Here is a 17,320-nt window from a genome sequence, read left to right as displayed (position 1 = left end):
TATCATTTTGATAATGGTTATTATTTGCAAATTAGTATTAACTGCTATCCTCTGCAAATCATCTCTTTATTTCCCCTATGTGTGAAAAGACTCACAGAATACGCTCATCCCCAGGCATAGCTTTGCTAACAGGTTATTTTCTCTCTTTATTACGTTCTCTACGTTCGCTTTAATTTACCTAATCATTAAGGAAGATTATATGTCGCAACAAGATTATCTGGATGAGTTAATTCCGGCCTTTACGCCATTGCTGGCGATAAAAGAGGCCTCACGTTGTTTACTGTGTCACGATGCGCCTTGTAGTCAGGGCTGCCCCGCCCAAACAGACCCGGGTAAATTTATCCGCTCCATCTATTTTCGCAATTTCAAAGGCGCCGCCGAAACTATTCGCGAAAATAATGCCCTTGGCGCCGTTTGCGCCCGCGTTTGCCCAACGGAAAAATTATGCCAGGCAGAATGTTCGCGCTCGGGTATTGATAAACCGATAGATATCGCCCGTCTGCAACGCTTTGTGACTGACTTTGAGCAGCAGACCGACATGCAGGTGTATCAACCAGGCAGCAAAACGCTTGGCAAAGTGGCGGTCGTCGGGGCGGGCCCGGCGGGATTACAGGCGAGCGTCACGCTCACTAACCTGGGCTACGACGTCACACTTTTTGAAAAAGAGGCGCAGGCCGGTGGCTGGTTGCGTCATGGCATTCCGGAATTTCGTTTACCACAGGCCGTGCTGGATAACGAAATTCAGCGCATCGCGGATATGGGCGTGACCATCAAGTGCCACAGCGAAGTGGGTAAAAACCTGACGCTGGAACAACTGAAAGCCCAGCACCGTGCGGTGCTGCTGACCGTCGGTTTATCGCAGGGCTCCTCCCTGTCACTCTTTGACGATGCTGAATACGTCGAAATCGCCGTCGACTTTTTAAGACGCGCCAGCCAGCAGAATGGCAATATTGCCGTACCGCAAAGCGCCTTGATTATCGGCGGCGGCGACGTAGCAATGGACGTCGCCAGCACCCTGAAAATACTCGGTTGCCCCTCTGTTACCTGCGTCGCGCGTGAAACGCTGGATGAATTTCCGGCCAGCGAGAAAGAGTTTACCAGCGCCCAGGCGTTGGGCGTTTCCATCATTGATGGTTTCACACCGATTGCCGTTGCGGGTCATTCAGTCACCTTCCACCATGTACGCTTACCCGGTGAACTGAAATTGCATGCCGAGAAAATCATTCTCGCCGTCGGCCAATACGCGCAATTTGCCGCCTTTAATCATCTGAAAGTAGAAAGAAATACAGTGGAAACCACGAATTATCAAACATCCGACCCAACGCTGTTTGCTGCGGGCGATATTGTTCAGGGAGATAAAACGGTGGTTTACGCGGTGAAGACCGGGAAGGAAGCCGCTCAATCCATTCACCACTATTTAGAGGAAGCCTGCTCATGTTAACGAAAGATCTTTCTGTTACCTTTTGCGGCGTTAAATTTCCTAACCCGTTCTGCCTCTCCTCATCACCAGTCGGCAACTGCTATGAAATGTGCGCCAAGGCGTATGATACCGGCTGGGGTGGTGTGGTGTTCAAAACCATCGGCTTCTTTATTGCTAACGAAGTCTCCCCCCGTTTCGATCATCTGACCAAAGAAGATACCGGCTTTATCGGCTTCAAAAATATGGAGCAAATTGCCGAACATCCGCTGGCGGAAAACCTCGAAGCAATCCGTCGGTTAAAAGAGGATTATCCGGACAAAGTGCTGATCGCTTCAATCATGGGCGAAAACGAACAGCAGTGGCAGGATCTGGCGCATCTGGTTGAGAAAGCCGGTGCCGATATGATTGAGTGTAATTTCTCCTGCCCGCAGATGACCTCTCATGCCATGGGTAGCGACGTCGGGCAAAGCCCGGAGCTGGTCGAAAAATATTGCCGCGCGGTGAAACGCGGTTCCTCCCTGCCGATGCTGGCGAAAATGACGCCCAACATTGGTGATATGTGCGACGTGGCGCTGGCGGCAAAGCGCGGCGGCGCAGACGGCATCGCGGCAATCAATACCGTGAAATCAATTACTAATATCGACCTGAATCGTAAAATCGGTATGCCGGTAGTCAACGGCAAATCGAGCATTTCCGGCTATTCCGGTAAAGCGGTGAAACCGATCGCCCTGCGCTTTATTCAGCAAATGCGCATGCATCCTGAACTCCGTGACTTCCCGATAAGCGGGATCGGCGGGATCGAAACCTGGGAAGATGCAGCCGAATTTTTACTGCTCGGCGCGGCGACGTTGCAGGTCACAACCGGCATCATGCAGTACGGCTATCGTATCGTCGAAGATATGACCAGCGGCCTTTCTCACTATCTGGCCGATCAGGGCTTTAATTCAATCGATGAGATGTTAGGTCTGGCGAACGCCAACATTGTTCCCGCAGAAGAGCTTGATCGCAGCTATATCGTTTATCCGCACATTGCGGAGGATAAATGTGTCGGCTGCGGGCGCTGCTATATCTCCTGCTACGATGGCGGCCACCAGGCGATGGAATGGAACGAAGAGACCCGCACGCCGCACTGCGACACCGATAAATGCGTTGGCTGCCTGCTCTGCGGGCATGTTTGTCCGGTAGCGTGTATCAGCCTTGGGCACGTGGAGTTCAAACCAGGCGAGAAAGAACACGCCATTTCACTTTAACCTCTACAGATGAGGGCCGGCCCGGTCATGCGGGCCGGAAACAACCATGAGTACACTTGTCGCTATTGCCCTCACTACCGGTATTTTATCGGCAATTTGGGGCTGGGTTGCTGTGACATGGAGCCTGCTCAGTTGGGCAGGGTTTCTGGGTTGTACCGCCTATTTCGCCTGTCCTCAGGGCGGCGTGAAGGGTCTGGGAATATCTCTGTGTACTGTAATGAGTGGGGTGTTTTGGGCAGAAGTGATTATCTACGGCAGCCAGTTAACCCCTGAATGGGCCATGCTGGGATATTTACTCACGGGCGTGGTGGCATTCGTCATGTGCATTCAGGCGAAAAACCCGTGGCTCGCTTTTGTTCCAGGCACGTTTATTGGCGCCTGTTCTACCTTTGCCGCTCAGGGCGACTGGCAGGCGGTAGTACCGTCTCTTTTGGTGGGTCTGCTGTTTGGCTATGCGATGAAAAACAGCGGTTTACTTCTCGCTGAACGCTGGCCACAAGCGAAAAAAACGTAATAAAAAGCCCGAAGTATTTTTGCTTCGGGCTTTTACTTTTATGCGAATTATTTCTTACGCGCGTATTTCAGTGAATCCAGCGCCACGGCGAAGATAATAATCGCCCCTTTAATAATGTACTGCCAGTACGGGTTAACGCCGATATAGGTCAGGCCGTAGTTGATCACCGTGAAGATAATCACGCCGGTCACTACGCCGAGTACGGTACCTACCCCCCCGCTGAAGGAAACGCCGCCCACTACACACGCCGCGATGGCATCGAGTTCGTACATAAAGCCGAGGTTGTTGGTCGCCGACCCAATGCGCCCGGCTTCCAGCAGGCCGCCGAAGGCATAGAACACACCAGACAGCGCATAAATTACCAGCAGGTTTACGGCAACGTTAACGCCGGAGACTTTCGCCGCTTCCGGGTTGCCGCCGATGGCGAAAATGTTCTTACCGAAGCGGGTTTTATTCCACAGCACCCAGACAAAAGCCACGGCGATCAGGGCGTAGAAGGTGATATAGGAGAGGCGGAAACTGCCCAACGCGATAAACCCTTGCGCAAAGGTGGAGAAACCGCTGTCGAAACCAGAAATTGGTGACGCGCCCACAAAGTCGTAATACAGGGAGTTAATCCCGTACACGATAATCATCGTACCGAGCGTGGTGATAAACGGCGTCACGTTCAGGTAAGCAATGATAATGCCGTTAATCAGGCCGATAATCGCGCCGATAGCGCAGACAATCAGAATAACCAGGGCAATAGGCATCGTCGCCATTTCAGGGAACACTTTATTAGCATTCTCTACTGATTGCAGCAGCGTCGCGGCAATGACCGCCGCCAGCCCCACCTGACGACCGGCGGAAAGGTCAGTCCCCTGAGTAACGATCAGCCCCGCAACGCCGAGTGCGATAATAATACGCACAGAAGACTGGGTAAGGATGTTACTTAAGTTAAGCAAACTTAAAAACGTCGGATCCTGGAAAATAATAATCGCCAGCAGAACTAAAAGAACGACGTAAATCCCGCCCTCTTTCAGATAAGTAAGAAAGTTTTTCTTATTTAACGCACTCATGTCGAGCCCCTGATCTTAAAGGTGCAATGACGCAAGACGGAGAATTTCGTTTTGCGTTGTGGTTTTAGTGTCTACAATTCCGGCAACCAGGCCGTTGCTCATTACCAGAATACGATCGGTAATGCCCAGCAGCTCCGGCATCTCGGAGGAGATAATAATGATCCCTTTATCTTTCTTCGCCAGCTCAGCAATAAGCTGATAAATTTCAAACTTCGCTCCGACATCAATCCCACGGGTCGGTTCATCAAGCATCAGTATTTCAGGCTGAGTTAATAGCCAACGGCCGATAATGACCTTTTGCTGATTTCCACCAGACAGAGAACCAATTTGCGTGTAGTGCCCTGGCGTTTTGACTCGCATGGAGTCAATAACCCACTGGGTATCACTCTTCATGCGCGAGTTATCAAGCAGGCCGATTTTATTTTTGTAATTTTTAATATTGGATATCAGTGAGTTGAACCCAATATCCAGATAGGCGTAAATCCCGGTTGAACGGCGTTCTTCCGTCACCAGCGCGAAACCGTTATTAATGGCTTCATTGGCGTTATGGTTATTAATTTTTTTACCGTGGAGCTTAATCGTGCCGGACGATTTTTCACGCACACCAAACAACGTTTCCACAATATCGGTACGCTTTGCCCCCACCAGCCCGGCGATGCCGAGGATTTCACCTTTGCGCAACTGGAACGAGACGTCACGAATCGATGGCTGACGCAGGGAAGTCAGGTTTTGTACTTCAAGGATCACTTCACCAGGGGTATTAGAGCGATCCGGGAAGCGCTGATTCAATGAACGCCCAACCATCATGGCAATGATCTTGTCCATATCCAGCCCTTCCAGCGGCTGGGTGGCAATCCATTGACCATCTCGCAAGACGGTTATCTCATCGCACAACTGGAAGATCTCTTCCATTTTGTGGGAGATATAAACTATGCCGCAACCGCGATCTTTCAGCTTACGGATAATCGTAAACAAGTGATTGACTTCTTTTTCCGTCAGGGAAGACGTCGGCTCGTCCATAATCACAATTTTTGCGTTATAGGAGAAAGCCTTGGCGATTTCAATCATCTGCATTTGTGAAACGGAAAGCGTCCCCACGCGCGCGCGCGGGTCAATATCGATATCCAGTTCATCAAAAATCGCTTTGGTATCGCGATACATTTTCTCCTGATCGACAAACATGCCTTTTGCCGGGTAGCGCCCCAGCCACATGTTATCCATCACGGAACGTTGCAGTACCAGGTTTAATTCCTGGTGAACCATGGAGATACCGTTTTCCAGCGCTTCTTTTGCCGAATGGAAGTCTATCTCTTTACCCTGAAAAATAATGCTACCGGAATCTTTTTGATAGATCCCAAACAGGCATTTTAATAACGTCGATTTACCGGCGCCGTTTTCTCCCATTAGTGCGTGAATAGAATGGGGACGAACCTTTAAATTGACATTATCGAGTGCCTTAACGCCCGGAAACGACTTGTTGATATGACTCATTTCCAACAAGTATTCGCCCGACGACTCTCTATTATCGCTGACCATAGTTTTACCTGGCTGCTGGTTTTTTCTGGATCGGTGCCATGCATAATGGGCGCACCGCAGTGCGCCCAAAGCAGATATCATTATTTGCTGGTAAATTCGCTCAGGTTTTCTTTATCCACGCCAACATACGGAACGCGGACAACTTTATTTTCAATTTTCCAGTTGGTGCCGTCTGCCGCACCTTTACCATCGGCCAGGTTTTTTGCCAGGTCGAAAGTGGCTTTCGCCTGGTTATTCGCATCATTCAGCACGGTACCGGCCATTGCGCCAGATTTCACCAGCGCCAGCGCTTCAGGCAGGGCATCCACACCGAAGACCGGAACGCTGCTCTTATTGTGCGCTTTCAGTGCTTCCACTGCGCCCATCGCCATCGCGTCATTGTTGGCAATAACCACTTCAATTTTATTAGCGTTAGGGCCAGAGAGCCAGGCGTCCATTTTATCTTTCGCCTGAGCGGTGTCCCACATGGCGGTATCAAGCTGTAACTGCTGGGTTTTCAGCCCTTTTTCATTCAGCTCTTTGATAACGTAGGTGGTACGCGCTTCCGCATCCGGGTGGCCTGGTTCGCCTTTCAACAGAACGAACTGTACCTGCCCATCTTTGTTCAGATCCCAGTTCGGGTTAGCGGCCCAGTGCTTGGCAATCAGGTCGCCCTGAATAATGCCGGACTCTTTAGAGTCGGTGCCGACATAAAACGCCTTGTCATAGCTGTCCAGCGCTTTGCGCGAAGGTTCTTTGTTGAAGAAAACGATGGGTACATTCTGACCGCGCGCTTTCTCAATCACCGTGCCTGCCGCTGCCGGGTCAACCAGGTTAATTGCCAGCGCTTTTACGCCTTTCGCCAGCAAGACGTCAATCTGGTCGTTTTGTTTAGACTGGTCATTCTGGGAGTCATTCATCAGCAGTTGCACATCCGGCGCTGCTTTGGCGTCTTTCTCAATAGCCTTACGCACGACGGACATAAAGTTATCGTCATACTTATAAATCGTCACGCCAATGCGGGTATCAGCAGCGTTCGCTGCAGCACCGAATAACATGCTTGCCATAACAGCAGACAGGGTTAACACCTTCTTATTCATGGTATCTCCGGTTTTATTATGCAGGGTAGTTCGTATGGAAACAGTCGGCGGGCAGTGTTAACAACACGTTACTGCACGACGAAATTTATTTTAAGTAAAATTACTCTTCCGTGGTCGGTAACGCTCCTGAGTGCGTTTTATTGCTTGCATTTAGCCTGACTGCTATAGAAAAAGTGATTAATCACCGTGACATAGCATCTTAACTTTACAAACGCTGACATCATAGTTACGACATTGTTAATATACTGTGAATCCAATCACAGATTGAAAACGGTTACATCCCGGGAATGAGTGAGTTAGTGATGGGCTGCACAGATTGACGCTGCGCAACAGAATGACGACGCACCAGCGTTGGCATAAAACAGTGCGTTACAGACGGATCCAGCTTGCCTGCCGCCCCCTGAAGCGCCAGTTCCGTTGCCAGTTTTGCCATCGAAACAATCGGGTAGCGGATGGTGGTCAGTTGCGGATCGGTGTAACGCGCCAGAGGAATATCATCAAAGCCGATGACGGACACCTGCTGTGGCACCGCAATACCGTTATCTTTAAGCGCAGTGAGCGCACCAGCCGCCATATTGTCGTTGTAGGAAAAAACAGCCGTCAGGCCTGGATTGCGCCCCAGCAGTTCTACCATCGCGGCTTCTCCGCCCTGCATATCGGGCGAACCTGTACCTATCCAGCTATCCGGCGCAGTGATGCCCTGCTCGTGCAGTGCGCGTAACCACCCTTCACGACGCAGGTCTTCGTCTTCAATCTGATGGCTGGAAGCGAGATAACCAATGCGCTGATGACCGTGGTTTAACAATGTCCGCGTGGCCATCACTGCCCCACTGACGTTATCCAGCCCCACGCAACGGTGGGCGTATCCCGGCACAATGCGGTTAATCAGCACCATACCTGGAATATGATCCATAAAATCAGCCAGTTCCCGGTCGCTCAGTGCTTTTGAGTGTACGATCAGCGCATTACAGCGCTGACGAATCAGCACTTCAATCGCGTTACGCTCTTTTTCTGCTTCATGGTAGCTGTTGCCAATCAGGACATATTTTTGCTGTAACTGTGCGACAGTATCGACGGCCTTCACCAGTGCGCCAAAGAAAGGGTCAGAGACATCCATGACCACCACACCGATGGTGTCGCTGACCTGCGTTGCCAGCGCCTGGGCATTCGCGTTAGGACGATAACCCAGTGCGGCGACCGCTTTCATTACCACATCGCGCGTCTCCGGGCTGACCAGCGCACTGTTATTCAGGACGCGTGAAACCGTTGCAACAGATACACCCGCCTGACGCGCCACATCACGAATAGTGATCATCGCCACCGCCCTGTTCTGTATTGCTGCCATTCATAGCCACACCCTCTCTTCAGGAAGAGCGCTATTCTGTCAGTGAGCGAAAGGGGACTACGTGAAGGGCGTCACACGGCTGGAAACGGTTACATCCGTTTTGTTAATGATTGTGATCTGGATCGTTATCTGAATGTTTTACGCAGGGAAACGCCGGAGGCTCGTGCGGTAAGCTGACGCCACAGCCATTCCAGGGGGCCCTGGCGAAAATAACGCAGCCATAGCAGCGAGAATAAAATATTGACCAGCCAGATGGGTACAACAAACGCCAGAAGGGTTAAACGGTCAAATTTCATAAAGAGTTCAAAGCGATAGAAGAGCGTCGTACAAATCAGCGTTTGCAGAATATAGTTGGAAAGCGCCATCCGCCCCACACAGGCAACCGCTATCACAAGCTTAGAGCGACAAATTTGCGGCCAGAATCCCCACGCCAGCGCAGCGTAGCCCAGCGTCTGGATAGGCGCGCTGAGTTCCCGTGGCGCCTGTAACAGGAAAGCACACCAGCGGTAATCCCACCCCAGTTGCCACTGGGCGATAATCGCCGGCAGGTTGATCAGCATGCCGATAGCCACCAGCGCCGCCCCGGTACGTCGATAGTGCCGCGGACTAAACTCCCCTTTCAGCCAGCCGCTGCGCATCAGCGCCGCGCCCATTAGCATCATCCCCGCCAGTTGCCAGCCGTATTGCGCACCCAGCGCCAGTAAATTCGCTGACAACAAATCCACCCGATTGCTTACCGCTTCCATGCCACCGTTAATTTTCCAGTAGCGCTCATACAGCAGCGTGGACGCATCCGGCACCCAGGAGTTGCTTTGCCCGGAATCGGCAATCAGCCCCAGCAATACCAGCAGACCGACACCGGCCAGATAGAGCGTCGCTCCGGTCTTAAACAGCGATTTAACGTCGCGGGCGTCGCGCACCAGTCGCCAGCTTATTAAACCGATCAGCGCGTAGGCCAGCAAAATATCGCCATCCCACAACAGTAAGCCGTGAATAAATCCGAGCAGCGCCAGCAGCGTTAAACGTGACTGGATCCAGCGTTTGCCGCGCGGCAGAAGAAGTTGCAGCCCGGCGCCAAACAGCAGCGCGAAGAGTGTAAGGAATTTCACCTGGGCGAAGAGATCGAGCGCCGCCCAGGTCCAGGCATCGCGCGCGGTGATGTCGCCGTACCAGGCGGGGTTGAGATAGGCTGCTTTAGGCAGCCCGAAACCATTAATGTTAAGCAGCAGGATACCGAGTATGGCCACACCCCGTACAAAATCCAGGGTGACGTTGCGTTCCATGTACCCTGCCTCGCTTAGTTGTGGTGGCGTACAGCGCGCAGAAATTCCTGGCGGGTATTCTGGCTCGATTTAAACAGGCCGCCGAGCGATGTGGTGGTGGTGGCGCTGGTCGCATCGCGAATACCACGCGCTTTCACACAGTAATGCACCGCATCAATAGAAACCGCCACGTTATTGGTGCCGAGCAGAGTTTGCAGCGCAGTCAGGATCTGCTGCGTCAATCGTTCCTGCACCTGAGGACGTTGGGCAAAGAACTGCACAATACGGTTAATTTTCGACAGGCCAATCACGGACTCTTTCGGGATATAGGCCACCGTCGCTTTACCATCAATGGTGACAAAGTGGTGTTCGCAGGTGCTGGTCAGGGTGATATCGCGCACGGTGACCATCTCATCAACCTTCATTTTATTTTCAATGACGGTGATTTTCGGGAAGTTCGCGTAATCCAGGCCGGAGAAAATTTCGTCCACATACATTTTCGCAATGCGGTGCGGCGTTTCCATCAGACTGTCATCACTCAGATCGAGATTCAGTAACTGCATAATCTCGGTCATATGCCCGGAAATCAGACGTTTACGGGTTTCATTATCCATTTCGCGCACCGGTGGGCGCAGCGGCGTTTCCAGCCCACGCGCCACGAGGGCCTCATGAACCAGTGCAGCTTCTTTACTCAGTGATGACATCTTTTTTTCTCCAGCAGGTGGGGCGCTCTGCCCTTCATGGGGCAAAGTTTGCACTTATTGTGCGTGAGGCCGCGCACATAATCCAGTATTCGTAACGATAATTATTGCAATTGCTCCTGCCTTGCATGCCCAGGTCGCCATACCAGCATCCCGCCGATAAACAGCGCCAGTGCCGCCACGCCCAGAGCGGGATCAAGACGATGCGTAAGCCAGGTGGAAAGTGCCGAGGTCATCGGCCCCACCAGTTGCCCCACGGCATACCCCGTGGTGAGAAGCCCGGCCATGTAACGGGAATGGCGTGGTGCCAGCTCGCGCCCGTATAAAAGCGAGAGCTGAACGGCACACAGGAAACCACCGCCAACCAGCGCTGCGCCCAGCGATAACCCCATAAGCCCGGGTACCAGCCAGGCAAAGAGCACGCCGATCCCCTGTAGCCAGAGAACGATCGCCAGTCGGTGATAGCTTTGCCCAACGTTGCGCATCGCGATGCTCAACGCGATACCAATTACCGAGGCCAGGCCGAATATCGGCCAGACAAACTGGGCGAACAGGCTGCCGGGAAAGCGTTGTGCCGCCATTTGCGACAGAAAAGTCGCGGGCAGAATATAACCGAACCCTGCCAGCGTGTAGCTCCAGACCAGACGTTTGAGATCGGCGGTCAAATGGAGCGGCTCCGGCTTCGTTCCCGATGGATGCAGCGCGCCAGGACGCGGCAACCAGCGCACCACCAGAATAATCAGCACCAGCGCCAGCAGGCCGTAAAGCAGCCACCCCTCCGCTGCGGCAAGCGTTTGCGAGTGGATCCACACCGCCAGCAGGCCGCTCAGGGCGATCCCCGCGCCGGGCCCGGCGAACACCGCGGCGCTCAGCCCGGCATGGCCCAATTGCCCCAGGCGTTCGTTAGTCCATGCCGCGGTCAGAACCAGCGCCCAACCGCTCATACAGCCGAGGATCAAACGCAGAACGCCATGCAGCCAGGCGTTATCCGCCCACGCCGACAGCAGCGTGAAGATAACCGCCCCCGCGATGCCGAGGTACAGCCGCGTTTCAACATGGCGCTGCGCACGCATGGCGTCCCACGCGCCTATCAGATAGCCAAGATAGTTCATCGCCGCCACCAGCCCGGCGCTGGTGAGCGTGAGCTGGCTATCGGTAATCATCAATGGCACCTGGGGCGTATAGGCAAAGCGCCCTATTCCCATGATCACCACCAGCACGATAAATCCGCTGAATGCGATTCGTAAGGCCATTGCCGCCTCAATTGTTAACAATAAGTTAACCTTATGATGCGACATATCATGCCGTTGCGGAAGTGAAAATTACTCAACGGCGTTGAATTATCTGTATGATGATCCCGGTATTTCTGATCTTAATTAAGGAGCCTTGCATGGAATTGCTTGAAGAACATCGTTGTTTTGAAGGCTGGCAACAACGCTGGCGGCACGACTCCACCGCGCTGAATTGTGCCATGACATTCAGCATCTTTTTACCGCCGACACCCGGAACAACGCCGCCGCCAGTCCTTTACTGGCTCTCCGGCCTGACCTGTACCGACGAAAACTTCACCACTAAAGCCAATGCGCAGCGCGTCGCCTCTGAGCTGGGTATTGTGCTGGTGATGCCGGATACCAGCCCGCGCGGTGCGGATGTCGCCAACGACGACGGTTACGATTTGGGCCAGGGCGCAGGTTTCTATCTTAACGCCACGCAGCAGCCGTGGGCCGCACACTTCCGCATGTACGACTACATTCGCGATGAACTTCCGGCGCTGATTCAGGATAAATTCAACGTTAGCGAGCGCTGCGCAATCAGCGGCCATTCGATGGGCGGGCACGGCGCGCTGATGCTGGCGCTAAAGAACCCCGGGAAATACGTCAGTGCATCGGCCTTTGCGCCGATAGTCAATCCATGCCGTGTGCCATGGGGACAGAAAGCGTTTACCGCCTATCTTGGCGAAGACCAGAGCACCTGGCCGCAGTGGGATAGCTGCGCGTTGCTGCATCATCTTGATACTGAACATGCAACGCCGATGCTTATCGATCAGGGAGATAGCGATCAGTTCCTGGCCGATCAGCTTCAACCCGCAGTGTTTGCAGAGATAGCCCGCCAGAAAGACTGGCCGCTAACCCTGCGTATCCAGCCCGGTTACGATCACAGCTATTTCTTTATCGCTTCGTTTATTGAAGATCATCTGCGCTTCCATGCGCAGCATCTGTTGAAGTAAGCGTGGTGGTCGGATGGCGCTGGCGCCGTCCGACACGACCTCACTATCAGAAGCGGTAATCCACCGCCATAAAGTAGCGACGACCATCTTCGTTGTAGCTGTAATCATCGCGGCTCAGGTCTTTGTCACCCAGGTTCAGCACGCCCGCACGTAGCTTAACGTTTTGCGTCGCCTGCCATGCGCCGCCCAGATCCCAGGTGGTGTAGCCGCCCGGCGTTTTGGAGGTGGCGCTCACGGCACGCTGCTCGCCGTTATATCGCGCCGCCAGATAGAACGACCAGTCCTGCACCGGCGTCCAGTCTACGCGACCATTCGCAGTATGGAACGGCAGCTCCTGCAACGGTTTATTACCGCCATTGCTGAGATCGCGGCCATCGTTATAGGTGTAGTTCAGCGTCACTTTCCACTGCTCGCCAAACGGCACTTTCAGCTCGGTTTCCACGCCCTGAATACGCGCTTTATTCACGTTGTAGTAAGCGAAGATAGGCTTACCGCTGGAATCAAAACCGACAAAGTTGGAGTAACCCGGCGCGGCGTTCACATCCGACGTTCGCGCGATGTTAATCATATCTTCCACATCATTGCGGAAGGTCGTCACGCTGCCCTGTACGCCTTCCAGCCAGCCCTCTTCTCCCTGATAGTAGAGACCAATCTCCCAGCTTTCGCTGGTTTCCGGTTTCAGATCCGGGCTGCCAACAATACGGCAGCCGCCGCGGCAGGAATTGGTCGTCCAGTCCGGGCTTAATTGCAGCAGAGACGGAGCTTTAAAGGCCGTCGCCCAGCCGCCCTTCACCGTTAAGGTGTCGGTCGCGCTGTAGACCAGATACGCACGCGGGCTCCAGTGATCGCCGTAGGTCTGGTGATCGTCCATGCGGATACCGGTCGTCAGCGCCAGCGGTTCGAAGATCCGCCACTCGTCTTCAATAAACAGCGCGTACTGACTGGCTGACGTTTCGCTACTGCTGCCGCCCGTCAGGTTGACCGGATCTTTCAGTTTGTCGTGTCGCCATTCTCCGCCAAAAGTGATCAACTGGTTGATTGCCCCCACCGGCAGGACATATTTGCCATCGATGGTGTTGCTTTCAGAGGTGATTGGGCTGCTGTTGCCAGGGTTTTTGTTGTCGACTTTTTCGCCATAAAATTTCAGTTCGCTGTTGCCGACGTCCCAGCGCCCATTATGGCTCAGGGAGTAGTTTTGACGCTCAAGGCGGTTCTGATCCAGCGAATCGGAGTCCCTGTCCTGACGGTCAAAACCATAACCGGCGGTGATGTCCTGATTCTCCGTTGGCGTCCAGGCAAATTCGACGTTGGCATCACGACTGGTAAAACCTTCGATACGCGGCGTTTCGCCGGTGGCGCTGGTGGTGGACGATTCCTGCTTATCTTTCTCGCGCTTAGAGAGGCTGCCGAAGGCTTTCACCCCCAGTACACCGTCTACCAATGGGCCGCTGGTAAAGAACTGGCCGTTGTAAGTATCGCCGCGGTCGCGGTTTTCCTGAATGGTGGTGTCCGCCGTAATGCTGCCAGTCCATTTCTGGCCGATTTTTTTGGTAATGATATTCACCACGCCGCCCAACGCATCGGAACCGTAGAGCGAAGACATCGGCCCGCGCACCACTTCAATACGCTCGATAGAGTCCGCCGGGATCCAGTTCAGGTCGAAGTCGTTGTGGCGGAAAACGGCATTGCGCGAATTGACGCGTTTACCGTCGATGAGAATAAGGGTGTAGCTACTGTCCAGGCCGCGGATACTCACGCCCTGACGATTATCCCCTTCATTAGTGAGCTGAACGCCCGGCACTTCCTTGAGAATATCCTTCAGGTTTTGCACCGGTTTACGTTGCAGATCTTCTTGCGTGATCACGCTGATACTGGCGGGCGCATCTTTGACGCTCTGCTCAGTGGCAGCGGCGGTAACGACCATCTGTTCGCCTTCAGTGGCGGCGATAACCGGCAGCGCCAGTGACAAAGCGGACACGCAGAGCCCGCCCCGGACGAAGGGGTTTAACCTGAACATTCCAAATCTCCATGAGGTAAATACGTAATTATTTCAAAAAGGTACTGCTCACATTGACTGCTTTACGCTGTTGACCTTCAGCGTATTTTTCTTTTTTTAGAATTTATGCAGATGTGGCTGTCGCCTCTTGTCGGTCACGATTCACCGTAAGAGAGGGAGTGGCTTCATCCTGTAATGACGCCCGTGATGATAAAGAGAATGATAACAATTATCAATTGAGTTATTTAAAGTTATGTCAAGATGTAATCGTTTAATTCTATTGATAAGGGAATTATCTTAGGCGAGATGTAATTCGGGATAAAAAAAGCCCTCTTTGCGTGAAGAGGGCTTTCTGGAAAGAGGCGCTAATTATTTCTTAAAGCGTTCCGGGAAGTGCATTTCGCTGTAGCGAACGAAGCGCGTCCCCCGGCTCAGTTTGTAGCCGAACCAGATAATCAGGAACAGCGGAATACCGATATAGGTTGCCGCCACGCCGCCCCAGTCAATGGTATCAGCCAGGAATGCTTCATAGTTCTGGCCCAGGGTGATAATCAGGCACAGTACGAAGGCAAAGATTGGCCCCAGCGGGAAGAACCCGGAACGGTACGGCAGATCGTTAATATCATTCCCCTGCATCACATAGCCGCGACGGAAGCGGTAGTGACTGATGGCGATCCCAAGCCAGGCGATAAAGCCCGTCATGCCGGAAGTGTTCAGCAGCCACAGGTACACAGTCTGGTTGCCAAACATGGAAGTCAGGAAGCACAGCCCGGCAATTACCGTCGTGGCATACAGCGCATTACGCGGCACACCGCCTTTCGACAGTTTAGAGAAGATGCGCGGTGCCTTACCATCACAGGCCAGGGTGTAAAGCATACGCGTTGATGCGTACATCCCGGAGTTACCCGCAGACAGTACCGCCGTCAGAATAACCGCGTTCATCACCGCCGCCGCCGAAAGCAGGCCCGCATGCTGGAATACCAGGGTGAACGGGCTGACGCTGATATCTTTGACGTCATTACGCAGCAGGCTCGGGTCGGTGTACGGGATAATCAGGCTGATAATCAGGATTGCGAACACATAGAACAGCAGGATACGCCAGAATACCTGACGCACCGCACGCGGAATGTTTTTCTCCGGATCTTCAGACTCACCCGCCGCGATACCAATCAGTTCGGTGCCCTGGAAGGAGAAGCCGACAATCATCGCCACGCCAATCATCGCTGCGAAGCCACCGGCAAACGGCGCATCGCCGGTTGTCCAGTTGCTCCAGCCCACGGGTTGTGCGCCTTTGAAGATACCGACAATCATCATCACGCCGACCACGATAAAGATAATCACGGTCGCCACTTTAATAAGAGAGAACCAGTATTCCGCCTCACCAAACCCTTTCACCGAGATATAGTTGAGCAGGAAAATCACGCACAGGAACAGCGCGCTCCAGATCCAGCCCGGCGTATCCGGGAACCACCAGCTCATTACAAGCTGTGCTGCCACGAGGTCAACGGCGATAGTCACCGCCCAGTTGTACCAGTAGTTCCAGCCCAGCGCGAAGCCAAAGCCCTCTTCCACATAGTTCTGGCCGTAAGTGGCGAATGAACCCGATACCGGCATATAGGCCGCGAGCTCACCGAGACTGGTCATCAGGAAGTACACCATCAGGCCAATCAGAATATAAGAGAATAACGCCCCGCCGGGGCCTGCTGCGGAAATGGTTGCGCCTGATGCGACAAAAAGACCTGTACCGATGGAACCGCCAATAGCGATCATCGTCAGGTGACGCGCCTTGAGTTCGCGACGGAGCGCGGGCGCTTGTGTGGTTTTAGTTTCGGAAACCATTTGAAAATACTGTCCATCCAAAAAATGATGCGCGATTGTAGCAGACGATAGGGGCTGCTTCTGGTAGAAATGCGCAGTTATAAGAGAGCTTCATGATGGGGCGTAAATTATAAGTAAAGCAGTACCTGAGGCGGCTGGCGAATTTCCCGCCAGCCCTGCGTATATTCACGCCGAACAGTAGGAGAGGAATCGCATCAATGCGTTAGAAAGGTGCTTTTGCCGATGATGAATACGCCACAGGGTGCGATTCAACCCCGGCAATGGCACCGGCACTTCAACCAGCTTTCCACTTTCCAGTTGTTCCGCAATCACCCGGCGCGAGAGGCAACTTATTCCTAAACCATGGCGTACCGCATGTTTAATGGCTTCAGAATTGCCAAGCTCCATTCCCAGCCGAAACTGCGGCAAATGAGAGAGCAGCAAATAATCGACGATTTCGCGCGTTCCGGAACCTTTTTCACGCAGGATCCACGGTTCCGCAGCTAGGCGCGCCAGAGTCACCTCCCCTTCCAGCAATGAGGAGTCTGGTGCGGCAAACACCACCAGTTCATCTTCCAGCCAGGGTTCCGCCACAATATCCGCAGAGTGGCATGGCCCTTCGATAAAGCCGATATCGACGCGAAAATCCGCCACTGCGTTAATGGCATCCTGGCTGTTGCCGACGCTGAGCTCTATCGGCAGATCCGGGAAATCGCGGCGATAGCGGCCGATCATCTCCGGCAGAAGATAGTTACCAATAGTACTGCTGGCATAGACCCGAATCGCGCCGTTATCTTCGCGGAAGAGCTGCTCGATTTCCGTCGCCTGCTCCAGCAGCGCCAGCGCACGCGGATAGAGCAAACGCCCGTGCTCGTTTACCACCAGCCGCTTGCCGACCCGGTCAAAAAGCTGAACGCCCAGTTGCCCCTCCAGGTCGGTCAGCGCCGCGCTGACCGCCGACTGAGAAAGTGCCAGCATTTGCGAGGCCTGGGTAGTCGAACCGCTTTTAAGAACTTCCGCGAACACTTCAAGTTGCCGCAGCGTGATATGCATATTTTTCCTGCCCGTACAATCGGCGCTTACCAGTTATTACGATTGATTATAAATATATAAT

At 53.3% G+C, this 17,320-nt stretch carries 14 protein-coding genes; 4 read left to right on the top strand and 10 right to left on the bottom strand.

Annotation, left to right across the window (positions count from 1 at the left end; genetic code table 11):
* Positions 1 to 199: 199 nt before the first annotated feature.
* From VSR74_RS14825 to VSR74_RS14815, 3 genes are read left to right on the top strand one after another with little or no spacing between them, the layout of a single operon-like run.
* Positions 200 to 1,441, top strand: a complete 1,242-nt coding sequence (locus tag VSR74_RS14825; RefSeq protein ID WP_347795422.1) for an NAD(P)-dependent oxidoreductase — start codon at positions 200 to 202, stop codon at positions 1,439 to 1,441.
* A complete protein-coding gene (preA, locus tag VSR74_RS14820) occupies positions 1,435 to 2,670 on the top strand; it encodes an NAD-dependent dihydropyrimidine dehydrogenase subunit PreA (RefSeq protein WP_347795421.1) in 1,236 nt (411 codons plus the stop codon). Before VSR74_RS14825 ends, preA begins: the two co-directional genes overlap by 7 nt.
* A 46-nt stretch (positions 2,671 to 2,716) precedes the next feature.
* Positions 2,717 to 3,184, top strand: a complete 468-nt coding sequence (locus VSR74_RS14815) for a DUF1097 domain-containing protein (RefSeq protein WP_347795420.1) — start codon at positions 2,717 to 2,719, stop codon at positions 3,182 to 3,184.
* A 47-nt stretch (positions 3,185 to 3,231) separates the two neighbouring features.
* Here the strand turns inward: VSR74_RS14815 and mglC are convergent, their stop codons facing one another.
* The 7 genes from mglC to VSR74_RS14780 all read right to left on the bottom strand — a co-directional run bounded on the left by mglC (position 3,232) and on the right by VSR74_RS14780 (position 11,418).
* A complete protein-coding gene (gene mglC / locus VSR74_RS14810) occupies positions 3,232 to 4,242 on the bottom strand; it encodes a galactose/methyl galactoside ABC transporter permease MglC (RefSeq protein WP_347795419.1) in 1,011 nt (336 codons plus the stop codon).
* Between the two features lie 15 nt (positions 4,243 to 4,257).
* Positions 4,258 to 5,778 (bottom strand): galactose/methyl galactoside ABC transporter ATP-binding protein MglA, encoded by a 1,521-nt coding sequence (gene mglA, locus VSR74_RS14805; RefSeq protein ID WP_347795418.1) that lies wholly within the window; start codon positions 5,776 to 5,778, stop codon positions 4,258 to 4,260.
* A gap of 80 nt (positions 5,779 to 5,858) precedes the next feature.
* On the bottom strand, positions 5,859 to 6,857 hold the full coding sequence (gene mglB, locus VSR74_RS14800; RefSeq protein ID WP_347795417.1) for a galactose/glucose ABC transporter substrate-binding protein MglB: 999 nt from the start codon (positions 6,855 to 6,857) through the stop codon (positions 5,859 to 5,861).
* Positions 6,858 to 7,131: 274 nt separating this feature from the next.
* Complete coding sequence (gene galS, locus VSR74_RS14795) at positions 7,132 to 8,172, bottom strand: HTH-type transcriptional regulator GalS (protein ID WP_347795613.1); 1,041 nt, start codon at positions 8,170 to 8,172, stop codon at positions 7,132 to 7,134.
* A 155-nt stretch (positions 8,173 to 8,327) separates the two neighbouring features.
* The gene (yeiB, locus tag VSR74_RS14790; RefSeq protein WP_347795416.1) at positions 8,328 to 9,485 is read right to left on the bottom strand and encodes a DUF418 domain-containing protein YeiB; all 1,158 of its coding nucleotides are present in this window, start codon (positions 9,483 to 9,485) and stop codon (positions 8,328 to 8,330) included.
* Between the two features lie 14 nt (positions 9,486 to 9,499).
* Complete coding sequence (gene folE, locus VSR74_RS14785) at positions 9,500 to 10,168, bottom strand: GTP cyclohydrolase I FolE (RefSeq protein ID WP_041686408.1); 669 nt, start codon at positions 10,166 to 10,168, stop codon at positions 9,500 to 9,502.
* Positions 10,169 to 10,269: 101 nt separating this feature from the next.
* Positions 10,270 to 11,418 (bottom strand): YbfB/YjiJ family MFS transporter, encoded by a 1,149-nt coding sequence (locus tag VSR74_RS14780; RefSeq protein ID WP_347795415.1) that lies wholly within the window; start codon positions 11,416 to 11,418, stop codon positions 10,270 to 10,272.
* Between the two features lie 137 nt (positions 11,419 to 11,555).
* Between VSR74_RS14780 and fghA the strand changes: the two genes are divergently transcribed.
* Positions 11,556 to 12,392, top strand: coding sequence for an S-formylglutathione hydrolase (fghA, locus tag VSR74_RS14775; protein ID WP_347795414.1), 837 nt, complete (start codon positions 11,556 to 11,558; stop codon positions 12,390 to 12,392).
* Positions 12,393 to 12,438: 46 nt separating this feature from the next.
* On the opposite strand, the gene cirA is transcribed toward fghA, so the two are convergent.
* The 3 genes from cirA to yieE form a co-directional block, all read right to left on the bottom strand.
* Positions 12,439 to 14,409 (bottom strand): catecholate siderophore receptor CirA, encoded by a 1,971-nt coding sequence (cirA, locus tag VSR74_RS14770; protein WP_347795413.1) that lies wholly within the window; start codon positions 14,407 to 14,409, stop codon positions 12,439 to 12,441.
* 348 nt (positions 14,410 to 14,757) lie between these two features.
* Positions 14,758 to 16,227, bottom strand: coding sequence for a lysine-specific permease (gene lysP, locus VSR74_RS14765; protein ID WP_347795412.1), 1,470 nt, complete (start codon positions 16,225 to 16,227; stop codon positions 14,758 to 14,760).
* A 165-nt stretch (positions 16,228 to 16,392) separates the two neighbouring features.
* A complete protein-coding gene (gene yieE, locus VSR74_RS14760) occupies positions 16,393 to 17,259 on the bottom strand; it encodes a DNA-binding transcriptional regulator YeiE (protein WP_347795411.1) in 867 nt (288 codons plus the stop codon).
* Positions 17,260 to 17,320: the final 61 nt, after the last annotated feature.

Origin of the sequence: Pseudocitrobacter cyperus (assembly GCF_039889165.1) — a bacterium.
Lineage (GTDB): Bacteria > Pseudomonadota > Gammaproteobacteria > Enterobacterales > Enterobacteriaceae > Pseudocitrobacter > Pseudocitrobacter cyperus.
Note: the sequence above shows the minus strand (reverse complement) of the source record. Positions and strands in the feature narration are given on the sequence as shown.